Origin of the sequence: uncultured Azonexus sp. (genome assembly GCF_937982035.1) — a bacterium.
Taxonomy (GTDB): Bacteria; Pseudomonadota; Gammaproteobacteria; order Burkholderiales; family Rhodocyclaceae; genus Azonexus.
Genome location: NZ_CALJNI010000015.1, coordinates 58,577 through 84,670 on the forward strand (window position 1 = coordinate 58,577; position 26,094 = coordinate 84,670).

A 26,094-nucleotide genomic window follows, 5' to 3' on the forward strand; every position below is an offset into this window, starting at 1 on the left:
CCATGAAACGACTGCTCACCGCAGCCATCACCTTCCTTGCCGCCCAGACGGCGCTGGCCGGCGTTGCCATTGAACACTGGACGACAACCAACGGCACCCGCGTCTACTTCTCGGCCGCACCGGCGCTGCCCATGCTCGACGTGCAGATCGACTTCGCCGCCGGCTCGATGTTCGATCCGGCCGACAAGGCCGGGCTGGCCGCGTTGACCCGTGGCATCCTCGACCTCGGTGCCGGCGCGCGCGACGAAACGGCAATCGCCGAGCAGCTGGCCGACCTCGGCGCCCGCCTCGGCGGCGGCGCCGACACCGACCGCGCCAGCATCTCGCTGCGCACCCTGACCGCTGCCGACAAGCTGCCAGCGGCGCTGGCCGTGCTCACCGACGTGCTGCGCCAGCCGCATTTCGACGCCGCCATCCTGGAGCGCGAAAAGGCCCGCACCATCGCCAGCCTCAAGGATGCGATGACCCGCCCCGACAGCATTGCCGGCAAGGCCTTCTGGGAAGCGCTGTACCCGGATCACCCCTACGGTCGCCAGGCGACGCCGGAGAGCGTGGCAACGCTGACCCGCGACGACCTGGTCGATTTCCACCGGCGTCTGTACACCGCCGGCAACGCCAGCATCGCCATGGTCGGCAAGCTGACGCGGGCCGAAGCCGAAACCATTGCCGAGCAATTGAGCCTGGCCCTGCCGGCCGGCACCCCGCCGGACCTGCCGAAGCCGCCGGGCGCCGCCCGCGCCCGCACGGTGGCGCTGGCGCACCCGGCCAGCCAGGCCCACATCTATCTCGGCCTGCCGGCCATCGAGCGCGGCCATCCCGACTTCTTCCCGCTGCTGGTCGGCAATTACACCCTCGGCGGCGGCGGCTTCGTCTCGCGCCTGGTCCAGGAAGTCCGCGACAAGCGCGGCTTCGTCTACAGCATCTACAGCTACTTTGCGCCGATGCGCCAGACCGGCCCCTTCCAGATCGGCCTGCAGACCCAGCGCAAGCAGGCCAGGGAAGCGATCAAGGTAGTCCGTCAGGTGGTCGGCGATTTCGTCGCCAAGGGACCGACCGAGGAAGAACTGGCCGCGGCCAAGGCCAATCTCTCCGGCGGTTTCCCGCTGCGTCTGGACAGCAATGCCAAACTGCTCGGCAACATCGCCGTGATCGGTTTCTACGGCCTGCCACTCGATTATCTCGATCGCTACCGGGCACGCGTCGAGGCGGTCACCGCCGACGAGGTACGGGCAGCTTTCGCCCGCCACGTCCGCCCCGGCGATCTGGTCACGGTCACGGTGGCGGCGGAGTGAATTCGGTCCGCATCGTCGGCGGCGAGTTCCGCCGCCGCGTCCTGCGCTTCCCCGACAGCGAGGGTCTGCGGCCGACGCCGGACCGCGTGCGCGAAACGCTGTTCAACTGGCTCGGCCAGGAACTCGACGGCTGGCACTGCCTCGATCTGTTTGCCGGCAGCGGCGCACTCGGTTTCGAAGCCGCCTCGCGCGGTGCCGCCCGCGTGTTGATGATCGAGAATTCGCCGCGCGTGCTGGCGGCGTTGCATGAAAACCACGAATTGCTCCATAAGCCGGCCAGCGTGGAGATCAGGCGCGGGGATGCGCTACAATGCCTGGCTTCGGTGCACGACGCGTTCGACCTGATCTTTCTCGACCCGCCTTACCACAAGGGCTGGTTGCCGCGCCTGGCGCCGCTGCTGGACAAGGCCCTGAAAGCGGACGGCGCGCTGTACGTCGAAGCGGAACACGAAATCGAATCGCTCGCCGGGTGGCGCACCACGCGCCACGGCAAGGCCGGCGGCGTCCATTACCACTTGTTGCGGCGAGCGACGGATTGAACAAACTGAACCACCGTGTAGCGATCTATCCCGGCACCTTCGACCCGATCACCCGGGGCCACGAGGATTTAGTGCGCCGGGCCGCAACCCTGTTCGACAAGCTGATCCTGGCGATTGCCGAGAGCCCGTCCAAGCAGCCTCGATTCACGCTGGCCGACCGGGTCGAGATGGCGCGCGAAGTGGTCGGCGACCTGCCCAACATCGAGATCGTCGGCTTCAACACCCTGCTGATGAGCTTCGTTCATGAAATGGGCGCCAAGGTGATCGTGCGCGGACTGCGCGCCGTGTCCGACTTCGAATACGAATTTCAGATGGCTGGAATGAACCGCAGCCTCTATCCCGAGGTCGAAACGGTGTTCCTGACGCCGGGCGAGCAATACATGTTCATTTCCGCAACGATGGTGCGGGAAATTGCGCGACTGGGCGGTGATGTAGGAAAATTCGTCCATCCTTCTGTAGAAAAGCGCCTGCGGGCAACAACCACTGCTTAAACGAGAGAGGAACTAGAGTCATGGCTCTGCTGATTACCGACGAGTGCATCAATTGCGATGTGTGCGAACCGGAATGCCCGAACGAGGCCATTTCCCAGGGCGAAGAGATCTACGTGATCGACCCGAACAAGTGCACGGAGTGCGTCGGCCACTATGACGAACCGCAATGTGTCCAGGTCTGCCCGGTCGATTGCATCCCCAAGGATCCGTCCCACGAGGAATCCGAGGATCAACTCTGGGCCAAGTACGAGAAGCTGACCGGCAACTCGCGCCCCTGAGCAGCATCACGTAAAAAAGCCCACGATTCGCGTCGTGGGCTTTTTTGCGTTCAGCGCCGGGTTCAGGCAGCGCGCAATTCTTCCATCTGTTCGGGCGACATCAGGTCGCGGACCTTGAATTCGATGTCGTCGAGCATGGCCAGTTGTCGCTCGAGCACCTGGCCGACACTTTCCAGTTCGGCGATCCGGTCTTCCAGCGTGTCGGTCGCCTGGTGGATGCGCTTGATGCTTTCCAGGCGACGCTTCAGCTGGATCTGGTGCTCGCGCACCTGAGTTTCCATCGGCGCCATGATCGCCCGCAGCCAGGCCTCGGCGTCGCGGTTGGCACGTTCGAAGGCGCGGCGGACCTGGATGGCGACCTCCTCGAAGAACTTCTGCGTGATGTTCTTCTTGTCGTGCGTCAGCAGCGAGACCATGGTGTTCAGGTGGCTGTCGCACCAAGCTTCCAGGCGGTCGATCTCCTTTTCGTAACGCAGTAGCGAGAAGCTTGCCGGCGAGCCGAGCTTGAGCCCGTGCTCGACCGAGAACTTGCGATAGACCGCGTCCATCATCGCCAGGATTTCGCGGACCTCGTTGGCCGAGTCGCTCAGCGCCCGGCGCGACTGGACGAAGAACGCCTGCATCGCCGTCGACAGGCTGCGCGAGAAGGTGGCTTCGAGCATGGAGGCGCGCGTTTCGCCGGTCAACTGGCGCAGGCGGTCCATGCCGAGATGGGCGAACAGGTTGTTGGTCAGCGTCGAAAACACGCTGCGCACGGCGTAGTAACGCTGCAGGCCTTCCTCGAATTCTTCCTTCTCGGCGCGGACCTTGCCCATCATGTATTCGACGACGCCGCGATTCTTGCCGCGCAATTCGGTCAATTCGCCCAGTTGTTCGCGCAGGCCGTCAAGGCGTGAATCGAGCAGGGCACGCACGCGCCGGACAACGTCGCCGAACTCGCTTTCGGTGCTTTCGCAGACGATCTCCCGCTTGGCCGGGATCAGTTCGCCGGACAGCGCGGCTTCGAGCGCCGGCAGGCGGCTGCGCGCCAGCAAGGCGGCATCGTCGTTGATCTTGGCCACCAGCCCCTTCTGGGCGGAAACCGGGAATACCTGCGTCGTCGGCAGATCGAGAATGGCGGCGCAGCTTTCCGCCTGGCGCGCAATCTCGGCTTCGATTTCCGCTTCGGTCTTCAGTTCGTCCCACTGGCCGTCGATCTTGTTGAGCACGACCATGCGCCCGCGCCGGGTCGAACCGCCGGTGCAGATGTGCTCGTTCCAGATGTTCAGGTCGGACTGGGTGACACCGGTATCGGCAGCCAGGATGAACAGCACGGCATGGGCGTTCGGCAACTGGGACAGGGTCAGTTCCGGTTCGGCACCGATGGCGTTCAGCCCCGGCGTGTCGAGGATGACCAGCCCCTGCTTGAGCAGCGGATGCGGGAAATTGATCAGCGCATGGCGCCAGCGCGGCACTTCGACCAGACCGTCGTCGCCGACACGGTACAGGTCGACCTCGCCGCTGCCCACTTCAAAACCCAGCCGACCGGCTTCCTCGGGGCTCACCCGGGTGGTTTCGCTGACGTGGCGCAAGGCTTCCTGCAGGCTTTCCGGCGAATCGACATCGAGCGGCAACGTGGTCCATTCCTCGGGAAAGCGCTTGTATTCGCTGACACTGGAATTGGAGGCGCGCGTCTGGATCGGCAGCAACTCGACCCCCGGCAGCTTGTTACCGTCGAACAGCAATTCGGTCGGACACATGGTCGTCCGCCCGGCCGACGAAGGCAGCATGCGGTTGCCATATTCGGCAAAGAAGATGGCGTTGATCAGTTCCGACTTGCCGCGCGAGAACTCGGCGACGAAAGCGACATTCAGCCGGTCTTCGCGCAGGCGCTCCTGCAACTGCGCCAGCCGCAGATCGATCTGGCCGTCGGACAACTCGTTGTCGCCCAGCCAGCGCTGGAATTCGGCAATATCGTTGGACAGCAGCGTACGCCATGCGGTGTAAGCGGCAAATTGATTGGCAAGCGACATGTCGGCGACCCCAGCGAAAAACCGGACTTCAATTTAGCATAAATTCCGCGCCTTGCCGCCGGCTTTCAATGCTGACAGGCTGGGCAGTAATAGGTGCTGCGCCCCGCCTGGCGAATCTGCCGGACCACGCCGCCGCAACGCAGACAGGGCTGCCCGGCGCGATCGTAAACACCCGCCTGAATCTGGAAACAGCCGGCGCCGCCGTCGCTATGCACGTAATCGCGGATGCTGCTGCCACCGGCGGCAATCGCCGCCGACAGGGTGTCGCGCACCGCGTCCACCAGCACGCCGCAGCGCAGACGGCTGATCCGGCTGGCCGCCCGCAACGGTGAAATTCCGGCGCGGAACAGGCTTTCCGACGCATAGATATTGCCGATGCCGACCACCAGATGCCCGTCCATCAATACCGGCTTGACCGGCGCGTTGCGCCGCGACAACGCGGCGTGCAGCCAGTCGGCGGTGAAATCATCGGCCAGCGGTTCGACACCGAGCACGGCGATCAGCGGATGCGCGGCAGCTGCCGCCGGCGGACCGGGTTGCCAGAGGATGACGCCGAAGCGGCGCGGATCGGCAAAGCGCAGCACCTGGGTCGGCAGCACCAGGTCGAAATGATCGTGCTTTTCCGGTGGCAGGTCAGGCGGCACGAAGCGCAGGTTGCCCGACATGCCGAGATGGATGATCAGCGTTCCCGCCAGCCCCTCGCGCCGGCAATCGATCAGCAGGTACTTGCCGCGCCGGCGGACATCGACGATCAGGCAACCCGGCAGCCACTCGCGCAGCCCGGACGGAATTTCATGGCGCAGCTTCGGCGCCCGGATGACCACACCCCGAATCTGCTGCCCCGTCAGCTCCGGGGCGATCCCCAGTCGGCAAACCTCGACCTCCGGCAATTCCGGCATTGCTTGTTCCTCCGCGCATTCCCAAATAACATCGCAAACTTGTCCGTTATTATGCGTTCAAACACGCACGCCATCCGGAAAGCCGCCATGTCCCCGAAGCAACTCGTCGTCGCCCTCTCCCTGGCCCTCGGCCTGCCGGCCTGGGCGGTCAGCCCATCCGCCGAAGAAGACCTGCTCGGGCGCACGGTGTTCCAGGTCCTGCTCGGCGAACTGGCCCTGCGCGAAGGCGCCGTCGACCTCAGCGTACAGGCCTGGGCCGACCTGGCCGAGCGCACCCGCGACCCGAAAGTCCTCTCACGCGCCGTCGAGATCGCCGGTTTTGCCGGCGACAATGTCCGGGCGCTGCAACTCGTCCGCCTCTGGCTGGAGGTCGAACCCGAATCGAGCACCGCCCGCCAGTCGCTGGTCGCGCTGCTGATCCAGACCCGCCAGCTCGATCAATTGCGTCCTCACCTGGTCAACCTGCTCGAAGCCGACAAGGAAAACCTGGCGAACAACCTGATGCACCTGAACCGCATGCTCGCCCGGATTACCGACAAGGCCGGCGTGCTCGACCTCCTCGACAGCGTGCTGGCTGGCTACCGCGATCTGCCGGAAGCCCACTTCGCGCTGGCGCAGGCCGCACTGGCCGCCAATGACACCGCCCGGGCGCTGGCCGAAACCGGACAGGCGCTGCGCCTGCGCCCCGCCTGGGAAGCGGCCGCCATTGCCCACGCCAAGCTGCTCGGCCGCGCCGATGCCGGCGCCGGCATCGACGAGCTGGCGCGCTTCGTCAAACGCTATCCCGACGCCCGCGACGCCCGCCTGGCGCTGGGCCAGATGCTGGTTGCCGAAAAGCGGCTCGACGAAGCCCGCCAGCAGTATCAGCGCCTGCTCAAGGATTACCCGGACGAACCCTCGGTCCTCTACCCGGCAGCCATCCTCGCGCTGCAGGCCGGTGACCGCGACAGCGGTCGGCAGCAATTGAACCACCTGCTGGAAACCGACTACCCCGACAAGAGCGGCATCCACTACCTGCTCGGCCAGATCGCCCAGGAAGCCGGACAACCGGACCAGGCCATCGCCCATTTCCGCCAGGTCACCGCCGGCGAGCGTTACATCGCTGCCCGCAGCCGGGTGGCGATCATCCTGCTCAGCCAGGGCAAACGCGACGAAGCCATCGCCCTGCTGCGCCAGACACGCGGCGCGACACCCGGCGAACGCACCCAGCTGGCGCTGGCCGAAGCCCAGTTGCTGCGCGAAGCGGGCGATGAGGCCGGCGCCTACGCCGCCCTTGAGAAAGCCCTGCTCGGCGCGCCAAACGACCCCGAACTGCTCTACGACGCAGCGCTCACCGCCGAACGCCTGGGCCGCCACGAGGCCATGGAAACACGCCTGCGCCACCTGCTCAAGTTGCACCCCGACCATCCGCACGCGCTCAATGCGCTCGGCTATTCCTACGCCGACCGCAACATCCGCCTCGACGAAGCCGCCGTCCTTCTCGCCCAGGCCATCGCCCTGGCGCCGGAAGACGCCTACATCATGGACAGCGTCGGCTGGCTGCAGTATCGCCAGGGCAAGCTGGCCGAGGCGCTGACCACGCTGCAGAACGCCTACCGCCTCAAGGCCGACCCGGAAATCGCCGCTCACCTCGGCGAAGTCCTGTGGCAACTCGACCGCCGCGACGAAGCCCGCAAGGTCTGGCAGGAAGCGCGCAGCCAGCACCCGGGCAACGCCGCACTGAACGCCGTCATCCAGAAATTCCAGCCTTGAAGCGACTGTTCGCCGGCCTGCTCGGCCTCGCCTTGCTGGCCGGCTGCGCCCCGGTGCCCGTCCCGCCGCTGCCGGCCCGCGACGCGCTGCGGGATTTCGCCATCGAAGCGCGTTTCGCCCTGAAGTTCGCCCTGCCCGACGGCCGCCAGGAATCCGCCGGCGGCCGCCTGAGCTGGACGCACGAGAACGGCATGGACCGCGTGCTGCTGGCCAACCCCCTGGGCATCGGCCTGGCCGAAATCGACGCCGCGCCCGGCCGCGCCGTGCTACGCACCGGGGACGGCAAGGTCTACCAGGCCGAAGAACCCGATCAATTGCTGGCCGAGGCCACCGGCCAGCCGCTGCCGCTCAGCCGCCTGCCGGCCTGGCTGCTCGGCCGGGCATCGCCGGCCGGCACGCTGGAACGCGACGCCCGCACCCGGCCGCTGCGCCTGCAGGAAGACGGCTGGCTGATCGAATACCGCTACGACGACGACAACCCCGATGCGCTGCCGCAGCAACTGCAGGCCTCGGGCCACAACATCGAATTGCGCCTGCGCATCGAAACCTGGAAGAGCCAACCGTGACCCACCGGGACTGGAACAGCGACTGGCCGGCGCCGGCCAAACTCAATCTATTCCTGCATGTAGTCGGCCGCCGCGCCGACGGCTATCACCTGCTGCAGACCGTATTCCGCTTCATCGACCGCTGCGACACCCTGCGCTTCTCGCCGCGCAGCGACGGCCGCATCGAACTGGCGACGCCGATTCCCGGCGTTCCGGCCGACAACGACCTGACCGTGCGCGCCGCGCGCCTGCTGCGGCAACACACCGGTTGCCGGCAGGGCGCCACCATCCATCTCGACAAGCGCCTGCCGATGGGCGGCGGCCTGGGCGGCGGTTCCTCGGATGCCGCCACCGTGCTGCTCGCCCTCAACCACCTGTGGCAGACCCGGGTGCCGCGCGCCGAGCTGGAGCGCCTGGGCCTGACGCTGGGCGCCGACGTGCCGGTCTTCGTCCATGGCCGCAACACTTTCGCCGAGGGCGTCGGCGAGGCTTTCACCGATGTCGAGCTGCCGCCGGCCACCTATCTGGTGCTCCATCCCGACGTGCAGGTGCCGACCGCGGCCATTTTCGGTGCCCCCGAACTGCGCCGCGACACGCCGGCCATCCGCCCCGCCGACTGGCGTCCGGGCGACGGCCACAACGATCTGGAAGCCGTCGCCTGCGCCCGCTTTCCGGCCGTTGCCGAACATCTGGACTGGCTGCGCGGCCAGTCGCCGACGGCGATGATGACCGGCTCCGGCGCCTGCGTCTTCGCCAGCTTTGTCGACCGTGCCACCGCCGCCGCGGCGTTGGCGGCGTGCCCGGCGGGCATGAACGGCTGGCTGGCCGAAGGACTGCCGTTTCACCCACTCGCAGAAATTGTTTAAAAGGGCTGGATTTCCGAAACGCCCTCCTGTATCATTCGCGCCTCGTTCGAACGACACCCCGTCCGAACGAACCGCAGGGGAGTCGCCAAGTTGGTCAAGGCACCGGATTTTGATTCCGGCATTCGAAGGTTCGAATCCTTCCTCCTCTGCCAGTTTCCCTTCGGGCAGGTCTTCGGCCTGCCCGATTTTCATTGTATCGGGCGATTTCGCGGCGCGCGCGGAGTCCCCGGAGGAATGCGGAAATGGCCTACAACAGCCTGATGGTCTTCACCGGCAACGCCAACCCCAAACTGGCCGCCGAAGTCGCCAAAAACCTGAACGTCGATCTCGGACGCGCCAATGTCGGCCGCTTTTCCGACGGCGAAGTCAGCGTCGAACTGCAGGAACACGTCCGCGGCCGCGACATCTTCGTGCTGCAATCCACCTGCGCCCCGACCAACGACAACCTGATGGAACTGCTGGTCATGGTCGATGCGCTAAAGCGCGCCTCGGCCGGCCGCATCACCGCCACCATCCCGTATTTCGGTTACGCCCGCCAGGACCGTCGCTCGCGTTCGTCGCGCGTGCCTATCGCCGCCAAGCTGGTCGCCAACATGCTGGCCGCTTCCGGCGTCGACCGCGTGCTGACCATGGACCTGCACGCCGAACAGATTCAGGGCTTCTTCGACATTCCGGTCGACAACATCTACGCGCTGCCGATCCTGCTCGAAGACATCATGAAGCAGAATTACGAGAACCCGATGGTCGTTTCGCCCGACCACGGCGGCGTCGTCCGCGCCCGCTCGCTGGCCAAGCGTCTCGAATGCGACCTGGCGATCATCGACAAGCGCCGGCCGAAGGCCAATGTTTCCGAAGTCATGAACATCATCGGTGAAGTCGACGGCCGCACCTGCATCATCATGGACGACATGGTCGACACCGCCGGCACGCTGTGCAAGGCGGCCACCGCCCTGAAGCAGCACGGTGCCAAGAAGGTCGTCGCCTACTGCACGCACCCGGTACTGTCCGGCCCGGCAGTCGAACGAGTCAACGATTCGGACCTTGACGCCCTGGTCGTCACCGACACCATTCCGTTGCGCGACGATGCCGCTGACTGCGCGCGCATCCGCCAGCTGTCCGTAGCCGACATCATGGCCGAAACCATTCGCCGGATCAGCAACGACGACTCCGTCTCGTCGCTGTTCATCGACTAAGTTTTTTCAACCTTCCCGATCTGGTCGCGGACCGGGAAACTACTGGAGTAGTACCATGCAATTTGAAGTTATCGCCAATGTGCGCAATCTGCAGGGATCGAGTGCGAGCCGCCGCCTGCGTCGCGCCGGCACCGTTCCGGGTATCGTCTACGGTGGCGATGCCGCCCCGACGGTCATCGAAACCAACCACAACGACCTGCTGCTGAAGATGAAGAAGGAAGCCTTCCATTCTTCCATCATCACGCTGAACATCGACGGCAAGAAGGAACAGGTCCTGCTGCGCGATTACCAGACGCACGCCTACAAGCCGCTGATCCTGCACGTTGATTTCCAGCGCGTCGACGCCACCCATGAGCTGCACATCAAGGTGCCGCTGCACTTCATCAACGAAGAAGCCGGTCCGGGCGTCAAGCTCAACGGCGGCCTGGTCAACCACGTTGCCACCGAAGTCGAAGTCCACTGCCTGGCCAAGGACCTGCCGGAATTCATCGAAGTCGACCTCGGCTCGCTGAACGTCGGCGACAACATCCACGCTTCGCAGATCAAGCTGCCGAAGGGTGTTGCCCTGGTCAAGCACGGCGAAGACGACCCGATCGTCGTCAGCATCGTCGGCAAGGGCGGCGCCAAGGGTGCCGAAGACGAAGCTGCCGCCGAGTAATTTCCGGCTTTCCGCAGTCACGGCCGCCGCTGGCTTTTTGCCGCCGGCGGCTTTTTCGCATCGATGCTCATGACTCCCCCGCGCCTCATCGTCGGTCTCGGCAACCCCGGCCCCGAGTACGAAGCCACCCGGCACAACGCCGGTTTCTGGTTCGTCGACCGGCTCGCCGACCAGTTGAAGATCAGCCTCGCCCCGCAAGCCAAGTTCTTCGGCAAGGCGGCGCGCGCCGGCGAGTTATGGCTGCTCCAGCCGACCACCTTCATGAACCGTTCCGGTCAGGCGGTGGCGGCTCTGGCCAATTTCTACAAGATTTCCCCGGCCGAGATTCTCGTCGTGCACGACGAACTCGACCTGCCGCCCGGCGGCATCCGCCTCAAGCAGGGCGGCGGCAACGGCGGCCACAACGGTCTCAAGGACATCCAGGCCAAACTGGGCACGCCGGACTTCTGGCGCCTGCGCCTGGGTATCGGCCACCCGCGCACGCTCGGCCTGGCGCAACAGGTTGTAGACTTCGTCCTCCACCAGCCGCGCAAGGAAGAAGCGCCCGACATCGAACACGCCCTGCACCGCAGTCTGCTGGCCTGGCCCAGAATCGCCGCCGGTGACTACACCGGCGCCCAGCAACAGTTGCACGGCAAAGCCGTCTGACCCGAACACAAGGAAAAACCATGTCTCTGAAATGCGGTATCGTCGGCCTGCCCAACGTCGGCAAATCCACCCTCTTCAACGCCCTGACCAAGTCCGGCATCGCTGCCGAGAACTATCCTTTCTGCACCATCGAGCCAAACGTCGGCATCGTCGAAGTGCCCGATCCGCGCCTGGCGCAGCTGTCGGCCATCGTCAAGCCGCAGAAGATCCAGCCGGCCATCGTCGAATTCGTCGACATCGCCGGCCTGGTCGCCGGGGCCTCCAAGGGCGAAGGCCTGGGCAACCAGTTTCTGGCCAACATCCGTGAGACCGACGCCATCGTGCACGTGGTCCGCTGCTTCGACGACCCCAACGTGATCCACGTTTCGGGCAGCGTCGATCCGATCCGCGACATCGAAGTCATCGACACCGAACTGGCGCTGGCCGACCTGGCCACCGTCGAAAAGGCGCTCAACCGCTACCGCCGCCCGGCCAGCGCCGGCGACAAGGAAGCCAAGATTCTGGTTGCCGTGCTGGAAAAGTGCTTCGCCCAGCTCGACCAGGGCAAGCCGGTGCGCGCCCTCGACCTGAGCAAGGAAGAATGGGCGAGCATCAAGCCCTACTGCCTGATTACCGCCAAGCCGGTGCTCTACGCCGCCAACGTCGCCGAAGACGGCTTTGCCGACAATGCCCTGCTGGCCAAGGTCGAAGCCCATGCCGCCGCTGAAGGTGCTCAGGTGGTCGCGCTGTGCGCTGCCATCGAAGCCGAAATCGCCGACCTCGACGACGCCGACAAGATCGACTTCCTCGAATCCATGGGCCTGGCCGAACCCGGCCTCGACCGCCTGATCCGCGCCGGCTACAAGCTGCTCGGCCTGCAGACCTACTTCACCGCCGGGGTCAAGGAAGTGCGCGCGTGGACCATCCACGCCGGCGATACCGCACCGCAGGCGGCCGGTGTCATCCACACCGACTTCGAACGCGGCTTCATCCGCGCCCAGACCATCGCCTTCGACGACTTCATCCAGTACAAGGGTGAAGCCGGCGCCAAGGAAGCCGGCAAGATGCGCGCCGAAGGCAAGGAATACGTGGTAAAAGACGGCGACGTGCTCAATTTCCTGTTCAACGTCTGAGTCGCCAAGCCGTTTTCCTGATGTTTCATGAAACACCGGGAAAGCATGAAAACCCCCAATAAAACCGCGCAGTTGCGCGGTTTTATTGTTTCATAGCGCTGCTTCAAGTTTCCCGAGCAGTCAATGCATGCCTGAGTACGCTAGCGAGTACAGCTCTTGGAGTATGTACGAATAAGTGAGTATAGTGCCGCTGTCGCCATGACAAGGAGTCAGCCACCATGCTTACCGACACGCACTGCCGCAACGCCAAGCCCAGGGAGAAGCTCTACCGCTTGAATGACCAGCGCGGGCTCTACCTCGAAGTCAAGCCCAACGGAGTCAAGGCTTGGCGATACCGCTTCACACTGGATGGCAAGGCCAGCATGTTTGCGCTTGGCGAATACCCTGCTGTTACGCTCTCTGAAGCCAGGGAACGCAGCGAGGCCGCACGCAAACTGGTCAAGCAAGGCATCAATCCCGCCCAGCAAAGGCAGCTCGACCGCATCCGGAAAGCCAGCGAAGCAAAGAACACCTTCGAGATCGTCGCCAAGGAGTGGCTGCAGACAAAGGACTGGGAAGACGTCACCAAGAACCGGCGTCTGGACATGCTGGAGCGCGTGGTGTTACCCAGTATCGGCAGCATGCCGGTTCGCGAAATAACGCCAGCCCATGTCCTGGACATCCTGCAGAAAACAGTAAAGCGTGGCGCGCCCACGGTCGCCGCCGAGGCGCGGCGCACCATGTCCGCCGTGTTCGAGTTCGCCGTCGCCACCTTGCGAGCCGACAGCGACCCGGTTTGGCCGGTGCGCAAGGCGCTGCCAGCAAACAAGACCCAGCACAAGCCGGCGCTCAGCAAAGAGCAGATCGGCAAACTACTGAACGACTTCGCAAACCACCGCTGCAGCTTTCAGGTAAGTCATTGCATGCAACTGATGTGGTGGACCCTGGCGCGACCGACCGAAGTGGCCGAGGCGGCCTGGGATGAGTTTGACCTTGAGAAGGCTGTTTGGCGTATCCCGGCGCAGCGCATGAAAGCACGCAAGGAGCACGTCGTGCCTCTGCCACGACAGGCAGTGGAGATGCTCAAAGGACTGCATGCCATTACCGGCAACCGCAAGCACTTGTTTCCTGGCCGAGATGATCGCAACACCCCTATGTCCGCCGCATCGCTTCGCCAGGCACTCAAGGTTTTGGGGTGGAGTGGCACCTATAGCCCACACGCCACGCGGACCAGCGGCAGTACCCGTCTTAACGAGATGGGCTACCGTCCCGATGCCATCGAGGCACAGCTTGCTCATACTGACCAGAACAATGTGCGGCGTACCTACAACCACGCCACCTATTTCGATGAGCGCCGCACCATGATGCAGGATTGGGCGGACAGATTGGACGAATGGAAGGGGCAAGCATGAAGCCGAGCACGACATCAAGCGATGGGCTGGCTTTTCTCCCTCTCGGTCAAATTGAATATGAAATTTTCGCTCGCAGGACTCGTTGTGGCCTTCCCGTTTTCAGAGACCCCGCTGCTTTTTCCGAGCAGCTCAAAACCTTGTCGGAGTGGCATGCGGACCAAGTCAATCCCCTCAGAGACGAAGAGAGAAAAAAACGCTACCAGGCCGTTGCCAAAGCCGTTCACCTACTGCAGGAAGCATTGCTGGGTTTGAAGCCTGATGAAATCGAGCGGCTCCTAAGTGAGGAAGATCGATATTTGTCGTCAGGCACGCTTGGTGCGGCAGCTAATGAGCCGGATGCCGAGCAGTTGTGGGCGGAGCTAAATATTGAACCAGCACAGTGCCATGAGCACGTCCTGATCCGACACAACCTGCACACACTTCAAATGATTGCAGAAGGACTCGCTTCTAACAAAAGAGGTAGGCCATCACTTACCGCCGAGCTTGATACCGCGATGGAGTTCGTTTTGATTTGCCACATCGCTGGATGGAAGCTTGGCGTTGCAAATAGCGGGAGGGAGAAAAAATGGGGAGACCAAGTCCTGGAGTCCGACGCGGTACGTTGCTTGGCCGCAGTCTTTCACGAGGCGGGAGAAAACTCCATAACCAGTATTCAACGCGCCAAAACCATGCTTCGCAAGATACGTAAGGAGGAAAGATGCTGCCTCCATGGTAACAAACACGCATCCGGTGAAATCAGCTACCAGATCAGTTTTCAAGGCGTTTCTATAAACTCTCCGGATTGATCTAGCAGCTCGGCATCCGCTGGAGGAAGTTTACGACGGACAGAAAATGACGCGGTTTTGCGCGTATTTAATGTCCGTGCGCACGGCTTCAATCAGTCGCAGCATGGCCTCGCGTTCAAGATCATTCGAGGTGTTTCATGCGCGTCATAAAGGTTCAGGATGTCTGCGACAAAATTGCCGTCAGCCGGACAACCCTCTGGCGACTTTGCCAGACTGAAGATTTTCCAAAGCCAGTTCGGCTAGGTCCTGGCGGCCGTTCGATTGGCTTTTTTGCCCACGAGATCGACGCATGGCTTGAGACTCAGGCTGCAGAGCGTGAACACGCCGGGTGTCCGGCTCGCCAGAGGGCGAAGTCATGAGCCGCATCCGCATTGATGACTCTGCGGAATATTGGTGGTCTTTGCCTTGCAGCCTGCTGCGCGATTCGCGGTTGAGCTATGAAGCACGAGGTGTGGCTTGCCATTTGCTTTCGCTGGGCCGCAACTGGCAGTTGCGGGCTGTCGCACTGCCGCGCGTGCTGCACGATCAGTCGCGAGCGAAAGGCCATCTTGGCCGAGACCTTTGCCGCCGCATCCTGCGCGAACTTGAAGATGCTGGCTACCTGGCGCGGAGGAAATTCCAGGACGAGGAAGGGCTTTGGCGATGGGAGTCCGTGTTGACACCCGTTTCGCAAAAGGTGCTACAGACATCCATGGCCGGCTTGGCCGGCGACGGAGAAACCGTGGACGGCACATCCGTCGCCGGTCAGGGCGGTGATATAGGTGTAGGTGAATACAAGGAAGAAGTAGTAGTTAAAAATATAAAACCACTACTACAGATAGGGGCTGTGGATAACTCTCAGAAAATTGGCGAGGCTTCCGCGCCCTTGGACTTGTCGCACCCTTCCCTTCTACCTTATCTGCGCGTCATCGGCGACGTAACCCGCCGCTTCGGGCCCTCGCTCTCAGCACAACAGATACAGCTTGTCGCCGACGAGCTAGCTGGCGTCCTGTCGGCAGCCGGTAGTGGCAAGCACGCGGGCATACGTTCCGTCCGCTCATGGCTGCTGGCCGTGATGAATAGCGCTGTCGCGGGAGAATTCATCGCCGAGTTTGCACCGAATATCGCCCGCTGGCGAAAGAACCGACAGGAGGCGATGGAGGCAGCGCAATCGCGCGCCCCTGTGGAACAGTCAGAAGCCGAGCGTCAAAAAGCAAAGGCTGAACGCTCAAAGGCCATCGCCGATTTGAAAGCGATCTTTCAGGGCCGGAAGCCATGATCGACGCGGATGAGATGGTTGCGCTGATCGAATCGTGCCGGAGCGAGATGCAAGCCATGCTTCCGGCCGATGAATTTGCCAGCTTGAGTAGCAAGACCAGGCAAGACTATCGCGAGCTTGGCCGCACGCTATTACAGCGCGTTCGCTACGCCGAAGGTGGGGTGGCCGAAGTAATCACGGCCACCCAGCGTCCGACAACCTACTACAAGCGCGTCGCAGCGCTTCGCTACTGCCTGTACGCCGATCTTGTCGAGCAGCTGAAAAGCCTGCACTCCGCGCTCTCTGCTCGACCTGTGGACGGGTTACAAGTAATGGCCATTCGGACCCAATTGCAGCAACAGCGGGCATCACTGCACGAGTTCGATATAGCCCGGCAAAGCGGCTATACCGCCGAGCGCCAGAAGCGTGCCAGCAAGCGGCAAGCCTTGCGCGGCCTCCCAAGCGACTGGCGCGAGCAACTGTATCAGCGCGCTGCAAAAGGCAAGTATGCCGATGCGATTCTGGTCGCCGCGCTGACCGGCTGTCGCCCGGAAGAGCTCCGGCACGGCGTGCTCATTCGCTGGGCGAACAATCCGCGCAACGACATGGACGAGATCAGATTCGAGATCGATGGCGCCAAGGTCAAGACGTACCAAGGTCAGCCGCACCGCTTGATCGCCTATGGCGCACACGATCCTCATCCGTTGCTGGAGGCTCTGCGCGCCCGGCTGGCAGGTCAGGGGGAGTTGCTCGTCCGCATCGATAGTCCAGTCAACTTCACCGTCGAAGTCCGTCGGCTAGCACGTAGCCTCTGGCCGAAGCACAAGCACGCTATCACGGCTTACTGCCTGCGCCACCAATGGGCAGCCGACCTGAAACGGCACGCGGCTGCGGATTCAGTCAGCCAGGGGCTGGGACATGCCAGCGCCAAAACACGGCGTCACTACGGCCAAGCCAATCAGGCCTGCAGCCGGCATGCACTGCATCCCGCTGCCATCGAGGCTGAGCGCCCTGTAAAGCCGACTGCCGGTAAGGTGCCGCGTCATCGAGCAGCCTCAAACACGGAATCTACGCCCTGAAGAGAATCATGGCGAGGTAGGGCAAAATGCAGTACATTTGCGTGACATCACTGACGAGACGCTGCCATGTCACGCCTGAAGGACGAAACCCTATCCATCCGCACCTCCGCCGAGATCAAGCAGCTTTTGCGCTTGGCGGCTGATCGCGAGCGTCGCTCGGTGGCTTCGATGATCGAAATCCTTGTGCTGGAGTACGCCCACGCGCACGACCTACACGCCGATGGTCTCGCGAAAACGCCAGTCAAGAGCACGCTATCCAAATGACGCAAGCAGCCTCGACAATCACCCTCAGCCAGCTTGAAAGCCACCTCTGGAAATCCGCCAACATCCTTCGCGGCCCGGTGGATGCGGCTGACTTCAAGACCTACATCTTCCCGCTGCTGTTCTTCAAGCGCATCTGCGATGCCTGGGACGAGGAATACGCCGAGACCGGAGATGCCGAACTGGCCCTCTTCCCCAAGTCGCATCGCGTTCAGATCCCAGATAACTGCCACTGGAATGGCATTCGTGCTGTGGTGACCAACGTCGGCAATGCCCTTCAGCGCATCATACGCGAAATCGAGAAAGCCAACCCGGACACCCTGTATGGAGTCTTCGGCGACGCCCAATGGACCAACAAGGATCGGCTCTCCGACGCGCTGCTCAAGGATCAGAACGAGCATTTCTCGCGCATCTCCTTCGGCAACAAAAATATCACCTCCGATGTGCTGGACGATGCCTACGAGTACCTGATCAAGAAATTTGCTGATGCTACCAACAAGAAGGCAGGCGAGTTCTATACCTGCCCCACCTGGTCGCGCAGCACGGTACAGCACCATTCGCGGCACAGAGCACCCCGGTGGAGGAGGAACTGCTGGCACTGGATCACTACAAGGCGTTCTTGCAAGAGCGCCGTAAACGCATCGCGGCGGCACTGAATGCTTTCATCCATGCGACCGCTTGAGCTGTCAGCGCCACCTTGTGCACACAGTGTTGCCACCATGCCTGACACATTCCGGCCGGGACGCAGCCCAAGATTCGCTTGTCCCCAGCACGATGAGCACATTCTTTGTGGTGGCTCGCGAGAGCACAAAGAATGTGGCCGCTGGGCTCGATTTCGCCAGAAATCGGGCGCGGCGGCGTGGGGACAACGAATGGTCAATGCGTCCAGCCTGCACCTTATGAAACCCCGCTGCGGCCATGCGCCGGGTTGCCGCCCTGTGCGGCTGGTGGGTGAGAGCATGCCGCAAAGGGCATGCCTGCTCGGTGGTGGGAGACTGAACTGACATGGCCAACCCTCGCTCGCTGGTCTACGCGCTTTACACCCATTGGGACACCGTAGAGCTTTTGGTGAGGCTGTCGCGCGAGTTTGCCGTGCTGACCAGCGATCAGGTGTTGAACGGTATTGCCAAGGTATCCGGGCAACGGGATGCCGAAACGCAGGGCGCGGTGCTGCGTGCCCTGGTCAATGCGGACATCCTGCAAACCTTGCCGCGCAGCAGCGATCTGCAGCTCAATGCCTATGTGTTGGAGTTCGTGCGCGGTCTCACCCGTGAACATGAGCTGGGCCTGGCTGCCGTACTGCAGGCGCGTGTTGCGGCCATCCGTGAAGCCACCGAAGCACTCAATGAAGGGATGCTCGGGGCCGACATGGATCGCGTGCGCGGAGCCGCCAACAAGCTAGCAGAACTCTTCCGCCAGGTCAGTCTGCAGCTAGATCAGGACCGGCACGCGCTCTTTGAGCTGGCGGAAAACGCCAAAAGCGCCGACAGCAGCATGCCGATCAGCCAGCGCTACCGCGCGGTGCTGGAAGCCTACGATCATTATGTGGAGCCGATGAACCAGATGATGGACAGCGGCTCGCAGGGCACCTTCTATCGCTATCTGGAAGAAGCGGAGCGTGCGCTCGACTTGAGCCTAGAGCAATTGTCGGTACAGGGTGCGCTCTACTCGCATCGCCTGCAGTTGCGTCAGGTGGCGCACCAGGCCAAGGAGCTGCGGCGCTTTGGCCGACTGGTGGCGCAACAGTGCGCCGATACACTGCTGCCCTTGCGCGAAGAGCTGCGTCAGCACAACGCGCTGACCAGTGCCATCAGCTTGCTGTTGGGGCAGGTGCGCAAACGCGGCCTGCGTCGCGCACTGTCGCGCCCGACGGATAAGACCGCACTCCCCGTCTGGCGCAATGAGCGCGGTTTCAAATTGCAATTGGGCGATGAGGTGCGGGCGATCATGGCTGCCGTGCGCCAATACCAGCCGCAGGCGGTGGCCTTTCCGCAGGATGAACCCGGCGATGACGTTCCGTTGCTGGAGCAGGTGGACGAAGGCGCTATTCGTGCGCATCTGGTCCTCAGCTTGCCGGTGGAAAATCTGCTCGATTGGCTGCACAGCCATTACGCCCACCTGCAGGATGCCACCCTGCTGCGCCTGTTCCATGACCTGCAACATGAGCCTGGCTGGCAGTTCGAGGGCGCCAGCCAGCCTGAAAAAACCACATTGCAGACGATTCGCGTCCTGCATCACCCTCACCGCGTGAGTATCCCGCAATGACGATCCCACAAGCTCTGGCAGCCGCGCTGTCGCAGATGCCGACATTGGCCGAGCTGTTCCGCCTGTTTCTCTCCGGCAAACACCTGAATCGAATAGCCGAGCCCGCGCTGTGGGCGGAGCTGGAACAGCATGAGGCCAGCTATGTCGGCTTGTTTGCCGCGCTGGGGTTCGAGCTGCGCCTGGATGCCAGGGGCTTTGCCTGGTTTCACAACAGCGAGGCCAACAGCAACATCGGCAAGACGAGCCGCCAGCTGGCCTTGCTGTTCATGGTGATCTTCGATGTCCAGGCCAACGCCGGCAAGGCCCTGCAGCGCTTTACCGATTGGCTGATCGACAGCGCCTGGCTGGCCGAGATCTACAAGCAACAGCAAGACCTGCTGGATGCCGAGGGTCTCAACCTCGATGCCCTGGTGGAGCTGCTGGGCCGCGCCTGCAACCTCGGCTTTGCAGTGCCAGAGCCGGCGGGCTGGCGACTGCTGCCCGCTGTATGCCGTTACCTCGATCATTTCGAGAGCCTGGCGTTGACGGCCAAGACTGATGGCGACGAGCCGAGCGCGCCAACGGAGGAAGACTGGGCTGCGGATGCGCCAGACGACGAGGAGGACACCTGATGCAGTACGGCTTCCAACGTCTGGTCCTGCTGGGGAGTGCCGGCTACTCGCGCGCCGAGTTGCCGCTCGATGGTGCGGTCTCGCTGGTGGCGCCCAACAATACCGGCAAGACCAGCCTGATCAATGCCCTGCAGTTCCTGCTGATCATCGACCGCCGCCGCATGGATTTCGGCGCGCATGACGTAGACAAGAGCCGGCGCTTCTATTTTCCCAACAACAGCGCCTATGTGCTGTTAGAAGTATCGCTGCCGGAGTCCGGCACCGTGGTGCTGGGCTGCGTGGGCAAAGGGGTGAGCTTCGAGTACGAGTATTTCGCCTATGCCGGGCCGCTGAAGGTCGAGGAGTTCTGCCTGCCGGATGGCACCCTGGTGCCCCAACCGCAACTGGCCAGCCATCTGGCGAGCTTTGGGCGCCGGGTGTTCAGCTACAGCAGCAGCGAATTCGCCGACATGGTCTATGACGGGCGTAGCCGCAAGCTCGCCAGTCAGCAGGATTTCTGCGTTTTCCGGCTGGAGCACGCCAGCGATGCCAGCGTTTTTCAGCGGGTGCTGACCCGCACGCTGCGCCTAGACAAACTGCGCTCCAGCGAGGTGAAAGACTATCTGCTGCAGATTTTCCGGCGCGATCTGCCGGATGCCAGCATCGACTTCAAGGCGGAATGGGACAAGGCATTCGCCGATCTCAACGCCGAACGCAGCCAGTACCTGGCCGCCGTGCGGCTGCAAGCCACCCTTGGCGAACTGGAACGGAAGCAGGAGGCCCGCCTGGTGTTGCGCGGCAAATTGCTGTGCTGGCGCCCCTTGATCGACGCGGCACTGGGGCAGTGGCAACAGCATTACGAGACCCGCCAGCAAACCTTGCAGCATGAGTTGGCGCAGTGCGATGCCGAGCTAACCCGCCTGCGCGAACAGGATATGCAGTCGGCTGGCGAGAAAAAAGAGTGCGAGTTGGAACAAAAGCAGCTCCGCCAGCAAAGCGAACAGTTGCGTGCATTGCAGCAGCGTTTTGCCTTGATCCCCGACCGCGCCCTGCTGGAGGCGCGCCGGCGCGAGCTGCAGGAACAACGGGATGCGCTGGTGGTACGGATCGGCCAGGCCCAGAGCCGCACGCCAGCGGCCATCGAGCGCGAGCTGGCCCGGATCGAACGGGAATCCGCGCAGCTGGCGCAGGAGTTGCGCACCCAGGGGCAGAACCTCTATCAGCAACTGGCCGGTGTCGTATCTACGGAACAACTCAACGCGCTGAACAAGGTGCTGGCCAAGCCGGCACTGACCCTGGGCAGCGAAGATTTCCGTCTTGATGGCAAGGCCCTGCTTGCGGCCTTGGTCGATGCGAATGCCGAGCAATTCAATTTGCCTGGCCTGCAACTGCGGCTGGAAGCCCTGCCGGCACAGTATCAGCAACGGACCCTGGCGGAACTGAGCGAATTGCAGCAGGAGTTGCAGCAACAGCAGGTTCAGCTGCAAGAACAATTGGCCACCGCCCTGGCTCTGGAAAACGTCAAACAGCAACGCCAAGCGCTGGAGCAGCAACTAGCCGAACTGGATGCCGAATTGCGGGACTACGCGCACATGCAGGACTTGCGGCAAAGCGAGGCCGAGCGCGAGGAGCGGCTGCAGACACTGGCGAAAAAGCTCGCCGACCTCGGCGCCAGTCTGGCGCATTCGGCAGAGCGGCACCGCGCATTGGATCAGCAGCGGCAGCAGCGGCAACAGGATTTGGCGGCCTTGCAGCAGCAACACCGGCAGATCGAGCAACGGCGTCATCAACGCATCGACCACGAAGGCCCCTTCACCTGGCTGGCCGAGTTGCCACACCACCCTTGGCTGGCCCAGCCCGAGTTTGCGCCGGAACAACTGGCCGAACGGCTGCAAACTTATCTGACTGACTGCCGCCAGTTGCTGGAGCTGGATGAGCAGATTCGCCATCTGTTGGGTGAAATCCATACCGCCGGATTGACCAAGTATCAGTTTGTCGACGAATCGGAAAGCGAGATTATTCGTCTCGTTGAATTCGCCCATCACCTGCCGCAGGAAGCCGAAGCCCTGGAAAAGAAAGTACGCTCGGCTGTGGTGAATGTGGCCGCCTGCCTGCGCGAACTGCGCGACGGCCTGTTTGCTTTCAAGCGCCGGATGCGCGAGTTCAACCGCAAGATCAGCGGCCGGCAACTTTCCGATCTGGCCGTGTTCAAGATCGAACCCGAAGACGAAACCATTCTGGTCGAAGCCATCGAACTGCTGATCAGTACCGCCGCCACTGTGGACAGCGGCGAAACCTTCGATCTGTTCAACCAGCAGAGCGTTCTTGACGACGAGCAGCTCAATCGCGCCAAGACCCTGCTGATCGAAGAGGGCAATGCCCGCCACGGCCTGCGCGTGGCCGACCTGTTTCGCCTGCGCTTCTGGGTCGGCAAGGCAGACCGCGAGCCGGAAGCCTTCGATGACCTCGACAGTGCCGCCTCCAATGGCACCGTGCTGATGGCCAAACTGGTGACGGGGCTGGCGATGCTGCATCTGATGCAGGATCAGCGTCGCCCCATCCAGGGCATCTGCTACCTGGACGAGGCACTGGCCCTGGACGCCCGCAATCAGCGCAGCCTGATCGACACAGCGGCGGAGTTCGGCTTCTCGCTGATTTTTGCCTCACCCGCACCGCTGACCACCGTGCGCTACTGCGTGCCGATTCACACGCGCAACGGCAGCAACCAGATCAGCCGTCATAGCTGGCAGATCATCGAACCGCTGGACGCCTGAGCATGGATCGAACCCTGCGCGCAGCCTTGCTCAAACTACAAGGCCAACAAGCCCTGCCGGCCAGCTATTTCACCGCCGCTCAGCGCAGCGCTCTGGATCGCTTTGCCCGGCAGACAGGAGCGGTAATCTGCCAGCGTCAGGGGCGCGGTGATGTTTACCGTGTCAGCGATCCGCGACTATTCGATATCCATCTGAGCGCACTCTCCCCCCAAGTCGGGATGCTGGCCACGGACGACCTGCCGCTGCGGGCGCAACACATCGCCCACGCGCGCGACAGCAAAGCGCGCAATCATCAGCATGAGTGCTACTACCCCTTGCTCAAGGCCGTTGGCGAAAAGGTTCTCTGGCGGCAAGGCGAACACGGGAGCGAACTACCACTCAGCCAGCTCACGCACCACTTCGGGGCTACCAGCCTGCGCATTGAAACTGGCGACACCTGGCAAAGCGGGCAGCCGCTCTGGCTGGTGGAGAACCAGGCGCTGTTTGACCGCACGGATTGGCTGCCAGTAGGAACGCAAGCCACCCTGCTGTACTACGGCGGACAGCTTGATGGCCGGCTTCTCGCTTGGCTGGGGCAGCGCCCGCGTGCAAGCCGTGTCGTACTGTTCCCGGACTATGACGGCGTGGGGCTGGCCAATTTCGTGCGACTCTTTGCACAGCTTGGCGACACTTGCGAATGCTGGCTGATGCCCGACTGGCAAAGCAAACTGGCACGCTATGGTAGCCAGCGGCTATGGCAGGATACGCTTCGGGAGTTCACCAGTGCTGTTCTGCAGTTGCCTGATTATCTGGGCCCGTTAACCGAACAAATGCGCCAATCCGGACTGGCGCTCGAACAAGAAGCGGTCTGGCTATCTGTTCTGTAGGTGCCCTTTGAGTAAGCTCGCAATGTCACCTGGGGCCAGGCCAGCCTCTAGGGACCGCCTCAGCGCCTGCTCCAGTTGTTGCCAGCCCTGCGCTGAAGTGACATTACTGCCTAATGTTTCGGTCAGACGGAACATCAGCCCTTCCAGCAGTTCTTCGTCACCCACGTCCGCTGCGGCCTGCTCCGCCAGCGCCAAGAGGACGTTGTGTGCTGATGCCAACGAGTCGATTGGCACCCCGGCCAATGCTGCAGGGGTGCTGATGACACGATCCACCCTGACGACTGTCGCCAAATCAAGGGCTTGATCGACGCCCGGCTCGATCTCCATGCGGATCAGCACATCGCCAGCCAACAGAAAGCGGGTCTTGATAAGCCCCGGCTGCTCATCCTGAAACAACCACACCGACTGCTTGTCGGCCAGCAGCTTGCCTAGCACGAGCTTGCTGTCATCCAGTGCCCCACGATCCTGCCACTGGTGCAACACGTCGGTACGCAGGCGCCCGCCTTCCACACCGAGGTGGTGCAACAGGCCGACTAGTCGTTTGGCGGAGATCACCTGCTCCTTGCCACGTAGCCAGACCGAGAGGTTGGCAGTGCGGATACCGGTGGCTTCAGCGATCCGCCCCAGCGTTTCCCCGCGCAGTCGTATCAAGGCGGCGGCAAAGCCTGGCAATTGTTCGTTGGCAAGGGTTGGCATGTCGGGCTCTGTGAATTCACTGTAAATCACTATAAGACTTATTGGCCGACAAGACGAGAGTGCGGAGTTTGGCGATTCGCACAAACAGCTGTTATAATAATTTATAGTTAGGCCATTGAGAGGCCATCATGCGCAAGCCAAAGCAAGCCCGTCCGTTGCGCCTGCGGGAATACGAAGCAGCCATTGCTGCGCTCAAGGAGCAGCATCCCTGGCTTGCCCGGCAAATCGTCGAACCCGCGCCGGGGCATTTGGCCGTGGTGGCACATCTGTTTGCCCAGGTGGAATACCTGCTGCCACCCGCAGTGGTCGCACGAAAGGGCTCACTGTCAGTGAGCTGCAACCGGGATCGCTTGGCCATTCATTACCAGCCGCCGCGACGCCACAGCGAACGTGCAGCAGCAGTGTTCGATCTGATTGCCCAGACCAAGCACCTTTCGCTGCAAAAATGCCCCGTTTGCGGTGTACAGGTTGTCGGGGACGGCATCCGTCCGCAACGCTGTCCGCAACACGACGGCATCCAAGGATTGTTTGCCGAAGAAGTGCGCCGCAGCCGCCAGCTCATCGTCGAACAGGGGGTACAGCAGGTGGTGCACGATCTGGGTAGGGTGACGACTGAAGATCTACGCGCCGCCATGGCTGTTGAGGATGAGCCCGTCCCGAGTGAAGCCAAACCGGAACAGGTTCAGGAGCAGCCGACAGAAACCGCTAAATCAATACTCTTGCCGAGCATCGTCTTTCTCGATGAAGCCGGGCTGGAGACGTTCGTGGATCGCCACCGACCGAAAGGCGACGACAAGTTCAAGCGCGCACAGGCGATGGCGGAGCGGATCAAGCGGGCGGGCCATGGTAGCCGCCAACTGGGCCTGCTGCCCCCGGACTGGAAAGCCCTTCTGGATGAGTTCGCGCGGGCCTTTCCAAACTTGCATGAACTGGCCGAGCTGATGCGTGATCACTTCGCCTTGTCCAGTCTGGGCGATGGCCGGGTGTCCTGGCCTGCCGTGTTGCTGGTCGGCCCGGCGGGCATCGGCAAAACCGAGGCGGCACGCTGGCTGGCCGATCAGTTATATTTGCCTTTTCGTGTATTCGATATGGCGAGTACACAATCGAGTTCGCCGCTCGCAGGTTCCGAATCATTCTGGAGCAATTCCGAGCCAGGCCAGCTCTTTGAGCTGCTGGCCTACCAGCCACAGGCCAACCCAGTGGTGGTACTCGATGAACTGGACAAGGCCAGTAACGGCCGACCGCAATACGACCCGCTGGCCGCGCTCTATACGCTTCTGGAGCCGCGCAGTGCGCGGGATTTCATCGACCTGTCGATCCGCGACTTTGCCATCGACGCCAGTCATGTGAATTGGATGGCTACCGCGAATGAGCTGGATGCCATTCCGGGGCCGCTGCACTCACGGCTGACGGTGTTGCACATTCAACCGCCCAAGCCAGAGCAGGTCAGAAGCATCGCGCAGTCGATTTACAACCGCCTCCGGGACGAGGCGAGCTGGGGCAGTGCCTTTGCCGAGCGACTGGATGATGAAGTCCTATTCCGTCTGCAAAACTTGCCGCCGCGCAGTGTGCGTCTGGTTCTGCAGCGGGCCTTGGGCGCGGCGGCTCGTGATGGCAGGAGGGTTGTCCAAGTGCCAGACATCAGGCCACTAATTGCATTCAATCGTCGAGGCGTAGGATTTACTGGAGATGGTTGGGATTGAGCTAGGCAGGAAGATTTGTGCCAGTAACAATCCCCCGGCAAAGCCGGGGGCCTTCATTATGTGAGCCGCTCAAAGCGGCTAGCGGGGTCGCTGACGCGGCCCCAATTCTTGTGCCGCCACAGGCGGCTATGCCTCAATACAGATTGAGCTGCTCCAGCCGCT

Annotated in this window: 26 protein-coding genes and 1 tRNA gene; 24 read left to right on the forward strand and 3 right to left on the reverse strand. The window is 62.6% G+C overall.

What is annotated here, in order from left to right; genetic code table 11:
• The first annotated feature begins 2 nt into the window (after positions 1-2).
• From Q0799_RS11035 to Q0799_RS11050, 4 genes are read left to right on the forward strand one after another with little or no spacing between them, the layout of a single operon-like run.
• Positions 3-1,292: a pitrilysin family protein gene (locus tag Q0799_RS11035; protein WP_298398286.1), complete on the forward strand. Its 1,290-nt coding sequence runs from the start codon at positions 3-5 to the stop codon at positions 1,290-1,292.
• Positions 1,289-1,831 carry a 16S rRNA (guanine(966)-N(2))-methyltransferase RsmD gene (gene rsmD, locus Q0799_RS11040; RefSeq protein ID WP_298398288.1) on the forward strand — a complete coding sequence of 181 codons (543 nt, stop codon included), beginning with the start codon at positions 1,289-1,291 and terminating at the stop codon, positions 1,829-1,831. Before Q0799_RS11035 ends, rsmD begins: the two co-directional genes overlap by 4 nt.
• Before the next feature lie 5 nt (positions 1,832-1,836).
• The gene (gene coaD, locus Q0799_RS11045; RefSeq protein ID WP_298398331.1) at positions 1,837-2,322 is read left to right on the forward strand and encodes a pantetheine-phosphate adenylyltransferase; all 486 of its coding nucleotides are present in this window, start codon (positions 1,837-1,839) and stop codon (positions 2,320-2,322) included.
• 20 nt (positions 2,323-2,342) lie between these two features.
• Positions 2,343-2,600, forward strand: a complete 258-nt coding sequence (locus tag Q0799_RS11050; protein ID WP_298398290.1) for a YfhL family 4Fe-4S dicluster ferredoxin — start codon at positions 2,343-2,345, stop codon at positions 2,598-2,600.
• A 62-nt stretch (positions 2,601-2,662) separates the two neighbouring features.
• On the opposite strand, the gene Q0799_RS11055 is transcribed toward Q0799_RS11050, so the two are convergent.
• Both Q0799_RS11055 and mutM read right to left on the reverse strand, forming a co-directional pair.
• The gene (locus tag Q0799_RS11055) at positions 2,663-4,612 is read right to left on the reverse strand and encodes a dynamin family protein (RefSeq protein ID WP_298398292.1); all 1,950 of its coding nucleotides are present in this window, start codon (positions 4,610-4,612) and stop codon (positions 2,663-2,665) included.
• Positions 4,613-4,677: 65 nt separating this feature from the next.
• On the reverse strand, positions 4,678-5,511 hold the full coding sequence (gene mutM / locus Q0799_RS11060) for a bifunctional DNA-formamidopyrimidine glycosylase/DNA-(apurinic or apyrimidinic site) lyase (protein WP_298398294.1): 834 nt from the start codon (positions 5,509-5,511) through the stop codon (positions 4,678-4,680).
• Positions 5,512-5,598: 87 nt separating this feature from the next.
• On the opposite strand from mutM, the gene Q0799_RS11065 reads away from it, so the two are divergent.
• The 19 genes from Q0799_RS11065 to Q0799_RS11150 all read left to right on the forward strand — a co-directional run bounded on the left by Q0799_RS11065 (position 5,599) and on the right by Q0799_RS11150 (position 23,533).
• On the forward strand, positions 5,599-7,263 hold the full coding sequence (locus Q0799_RS11065; RefSeq protein ID WP_298398296.1) for a tetratricopeptide repeat protein: 1,665 nt from the start codon (positions 5,599-5,601) through the stop codon (positions 7,261-7,263).
• Positions 7,260-7,829: a lipoprotein insertase outer membrane protein LolB gene (lolB, locus tag Q0799_RS11070; protein ID WP_298398298.1), complete on the forward strand. Its 570-nt coding sequence runs from the start codon at positions 7,260-7,262 to the stop codon at positions 7,827-7,829. Before Q0799_RS11065 ends, lolB begins: the two co-directional genes overlap by 4 nt.
• Positions 7,826-8,674 (forward strand): 4-(cytidine 5'-diphospho)-2-C-methyl-D-erythritol kinase, encoded by an 849-nt coding sequence (ispE, locus tag Q0799_RS11075; protein WP_298398300.1) that lies wholly within the window; start codon positions 7,826-7,828, stop codon positions 8,672-8,674. Before lolB ends, ispE begins: the two co-directional genes overlap by 4 nt.
• 75 nt (positions 8,675-8,749) lie before the next feature.
• Positions 8,750-8,826: transfer RNA gene (locus Q0799_RS11080), tRNA-Gln, on the forward strand.
• Positions 8,827-8,916: 90 nt separating this feature from the next.
• On the forward strand, positions 8,917-9,867 hold the full coding sequence (locus Q0799_RS11085; RefSeq protein WP_298398302.1) for a ribose-phosphate pyrophosphokinase: 951 nt from the start codon (positions 8,917-8,919) through the stop codon (positions 9,865-9,867).
• 55 nt (positions 9,868-9,922) lie between these two features.
• Positions 9,923-10,525 (forward strand): 50S ribosomal protein L25/general stress protein Ctc, encoded by a 603-nt coding sequence (locus tag Q0799_RS11090; RefSeq protein ID WP_298398304.1) that lies wholly within the window; start codon positions 9,923-9,925, stop codon positions 10,523-10,525.
• Between the two features lie 69 nt (positions 10,526-10,594).
• Positions 10,595-11,173 carry an aminoacyl-tRNA hydrolase gene (pth, locus tag Q0799_RS11095; RefSeq protein ID WP_298398305.1) on the forward strand — a complete coding sequence of 193 codons (579 nt, stop codon included), beginning with the start codon at positions 10,595-10,597 and terminating at the stop codon, positions 11,171-11,173.
• Between the two features lie 20 nt (positions 11,174-11,193).
• Entirely contained in the window at positions 11,194-12,285 is a 1,092-nt protein-coding gene (gene ychF / locus Q0799_RS11100) for a redox-regulated ATPase YchF (protein WP_298398307.1), read from the forward strand.
• A gap of 218 nt (positions 12,286-12,503) precedes the next feature.
• Positions 12,504-13,676 (forward strand): integrase arm-type DNA-binding domain-containing protein, encoded by a 1,173-nt coding sequence (locus Q0799_RS11105; protein ID WP_298398309.1) that lies wholly within the window; start codon positions 12,504-12,506, stop codon positions 13,674-13,676.
• On the forward strand, positions 13,673-14,461 hold the full coding sequence (locus tag Q0799_RS11110) for a hypothetical protein (protein ID WP_298398311.1): 789 nt from the start codon (positions 13,673-13,675) through the stop codon (positions 14,459-14,461). The genes Q0799_RS11105 and Q0799_RS11110 overlap by 4 nt, the downstream gene beginning before the upstream one ends.
• 137 nt (positions 14,462-14,598) lie before the next feature.
• Positions 14,599-14,820 carry an AlpA family transcriptional regulator gene (locus tag Q0799_RS15190; protein WP_079744038.1) on the forward strand — a complete coding sequence of 74 codons (222 nt, stop codon included), beginning with the start codon at positions 14,599-14,601 and terminating at the stop codon, positions 14,818-14,820.
• On the forward strand, positions 14,817-15,719 hold the full coding sequence (locus Q0799_RS11115; protein ID WP_298398313.1) for a hypothetical protein: 903 nt from the start codon (positions 14,817-14,819) through the stop codon (positions 15,717-15,719). Before Q0799_RS15190 ends, Q0799_RS11115 begins: the two co-directional genes overlap by 4 nt.
• Positions 15,716-16,777, forward strand: coding sequence for a hypothetical protein (locus Q0799_RS11120; RefSeq protein WP_298398315.1), 1,062 nt, complete (start codon positions 15,716-15,718; stop codon positions 16,775-16,777). The genes Q0799_RS11115 and Q0799_RS11120 overlap by 4 nt, the downstream gene beginning before the upstream one ends.
• A gap of 66 nt (positions 16,778-16,843) precedes the next feature.
• A complete protein-coding gene (locus Q0799_RS11125; RefSeq protein ID WP_298398317.1) occupies positions 16,844-17,041 on the forward strand; it encodes a hypothetical protein in 198 nt (65 codons plus the stop codon).
• Positions 17,038-17,694, forward strand: a complete 657-nt coding sequence (locus Q0799_RS11130; RefSeq protein WP_298398319.1) for a type I restriction-modification system subunit M N-terminal domain-containing protein — start codon at positions 17,038-17,040, stop codon at positions 17,692-17,694. The genes Q0799_RS11125 and Q0799_RS11130 overlap by 4 nt, the downstream gene beginning before the upstream one ends.
• Positions 17,695-18,043: 349 nt before the next feature.
• The gene (locus Q0799_RS11135) at positions 18,044-19,303 is read left to right on the forward strand and encodes a hypothetical protein (RefSeq protein ID WP_298398321.1); all 1,260 of its coding nucleotides are present in this window, start codon (positions 18,044-18,046) and stop codon (positions 19,301-19,303) included.
• Positions 19,300-19,914 (forward strand): hypothetical protein, encoded by a 615-nt coding sequence (locus Q0799_RS11140; protein WP_298398323.1) that lies wholly within the window; start codon positions 19,300-19,302, stop codon positions 19,912-19,914. Before Q0799_RS11135 ends, Q0799_RS11140 begins: the two co-directional genes overlap by 4 nt.
• On the forward strand, positions 19,914-22,667 hold the full coding sequence (locus Q0799_RS11145; RefSeq protein ID WP_298398325.1) for a hypothetical protein: 2,754 nt from the start codon (positions 19,914-19,916) through the stop codon (positions 22,665-22,667). The genes Q0799_RS11140 and Q0799_RS11145 overlap by 1 nt, the downstream gene beginning before the upstream one ends.
• 2 nt (positions 22,668-22,669) lie before the next feature.
• Positions 22,670-23,533, forward strand: coding sequence for a hypothetical protein (locus tag Q0799_RS11150; RefSeq protein ID WP_298398326.1), 864 nt, complete (start codon positions 22,670-22,672; stop codon positions 23,531-23,533).
• Here Q0799_RS11150 and Q0799_RS11155 read toward each other — a convergent pair.
• The gene (locus Q0799_RS11155) at positions 23,519-24,229 is read right to left on the reverse strand and encodes a hypothetical protein (RefSeq protein ID WP_298398327.1); all 711 of its coding nucleotides are present in this window, start codon (positions 24,227-24,229) and stop codon (positions 23,519-23,521) included. The genes Q0799_RS11150 and Q0799_RS11155 overlap by 15 nt on opposite strands.
• Positions 24,230-24,357: 128 nt before the next feature.
• Here Q0799_RS11155 and Q0799_RS11160 point away from each other — a divergent pair, with 128 nt between their 5' ends.
• On the forward strand, positions 24,358-25,932 hold the full coding sequence (locus Q0799_RS11160; protein WP_298398329.1) for an AAA family ATPase: 1,575 nt from the start codon (positions 24,358-24,360) through the stop codon (positions 25,930-25,932).
• The last annotated feature ends 162 nt before the right edge of the window (positions 25,933-26,094 follow it).

Bases quoted from the DNA above. Each gene is read 5' to 3' on its own strand.
- Q0799_RS11090 (WP_298398304.1), top strand. From the start codon at position 9,923: ATGCAATTTGAAGTTATCGCCAATGTGCGCAATCTGCAGGGATCGAGT.
- mutM (WP_298398294.1), bottom strand. From the start codon at position 5,511: ATGCCGGAATTGCCGGAGGTCGAGGTTTGCCGACTGGGGATCGCCCCG.
- Q0799_RS11120 (WP_298398315.1), top strand. From the start codon at position 15,716: ATGATCGACGCGGATGAGATGGTTGCGCTGATCGAATCGTGCCGGAGC.
- Q0799_RS11050 (WP_298398290.1), top strand. From the start codon at position 2,343: ATGGCTCTGCTGATTACCGACGAGTGCATCAATTGCGATGTGTGCGAA.
- Q0799_RS11140 (WP_298398323.1), top strand. From the start codon at position 19,300: ATGACGATCCCACAAGCTCTGGCAGCCGCGCTGTCGCAGATGCCGACA.
- Q0799_RS11135 (WP_298398321.1), top strand. From the start codon at position 18,044: ATGGCCAACCCTCGCTCGCTGGTCTACGCGCTTTACACCCATTGGGAC.
- Q0799_RS15190 (WP_079744038.1), top strand. From the start codon at position 14,599: ATGCGCGTCATAAAGGTTCAGGATGTCTGCGACAAAATTGCCGTCAGC.
- ychF (WP_298398307.1), top strand. From the start codon at position 11,194: ATGTCTCTGAAATGCGGTATCGTCGGCCTGCCCAACGTCGGCAAATCC.
- Q0799_RS11160 (WP_298398329.1), top strand. From the start codon at position 24,358: ATGCGCAAGCCAAAGCAAGCCCGTCCGTTGCGCCTGCGGGAATACGAA.
- Q0799_RS11065 (WP_298398296.1), top strand. From the start codon at position 5,599: ATGTCCCCGAAGCAACTCGTCGTCGCCCTCTCCCTGGCCCTCGGCCTG.
- Q0799_RS11130 (WP_298398319.1), top strand. From the start codon at position 17,038: ATGACGCAAGCAGCCTCGACAATCACCCTCAGCCAGCTTGAAAGCCAC.
- Q0799_RS11055 (WP_298398292.1), bottom strand. From the start codon at position 4,612: ATGTCGCTTGCCAATCAATTTGCCGCTTACACCGCATGGCGTACGCTG.
- Q0799_RS11110 (WP_298398311.1), top strand. From the start codon at position 13,673: ATGAAGCCGAGCACGACATCAAGCGATGGGCTGGCTTTTCTCCCTCTC.
- Q0799_RS11035 (WP_298398286.1), top strand. From the start codon at position 3: ATGAAACGACTGCTCACCGCAGCCATCACCTTCCTTGCCGCCCAGACG.
- Q0799_RS11145 (WP_298398325.1), top strand. From the start codon at position 19,914: ATGCAGTACGGCTTCCAACGTCTGGTCCTGCTGGGGAGTGCCGGCTAC.
- Q0799_RS11085 (WP_298398302.1), top strand. From the start codon at position 8,917: ATGGCCTACAACAGCCTGATGGTCTTCACCGGCAACGCCAACCCCAAA.
- pth (WP_298398305.1), top strand. From the start codon at position 10,595: ATGACTCCCCCGCGCCTCATCGTCGGTCTCGGCAACCCCGGCCCCGAG.
- Q0799_RS11155 (WP_298398327.1), bottom strand. From the start codon at position 24,229: ATGCCAACCCTTGCCAACGAACAATTGCCAGGCTTTGCCGCCGCCTTG.
- Q0799_RS11115 (WP_298398313.1), top strand. From the start codon at position 14,817: ATGAGCCGCATCCGCATTGATGACTCTGCGGAATATTGGTGGTCTTTG.
- Q0799_RS11150 (WP_298398326.1), top strand. From the start codon at position 22,670: ATGGATCGAACCCTGCGCGCAGCCTTGCTCAAACTACAAGGCCAACAA.
- Q0799_RS11105 (WP_298398309.1), top strand. From the start codon at position 12,504: ATGCTTACCGACACGCACTGCCGCAACGCCAAGCCCAGGGAGAAGCTC.
- Q0799_RS11125 (WP_298398317.1), top strand. From the start codon at position 16,844: ATGTCACGCCTGAAGGACGAAACCCTATCCATCCGCACCTCCGCCGAG.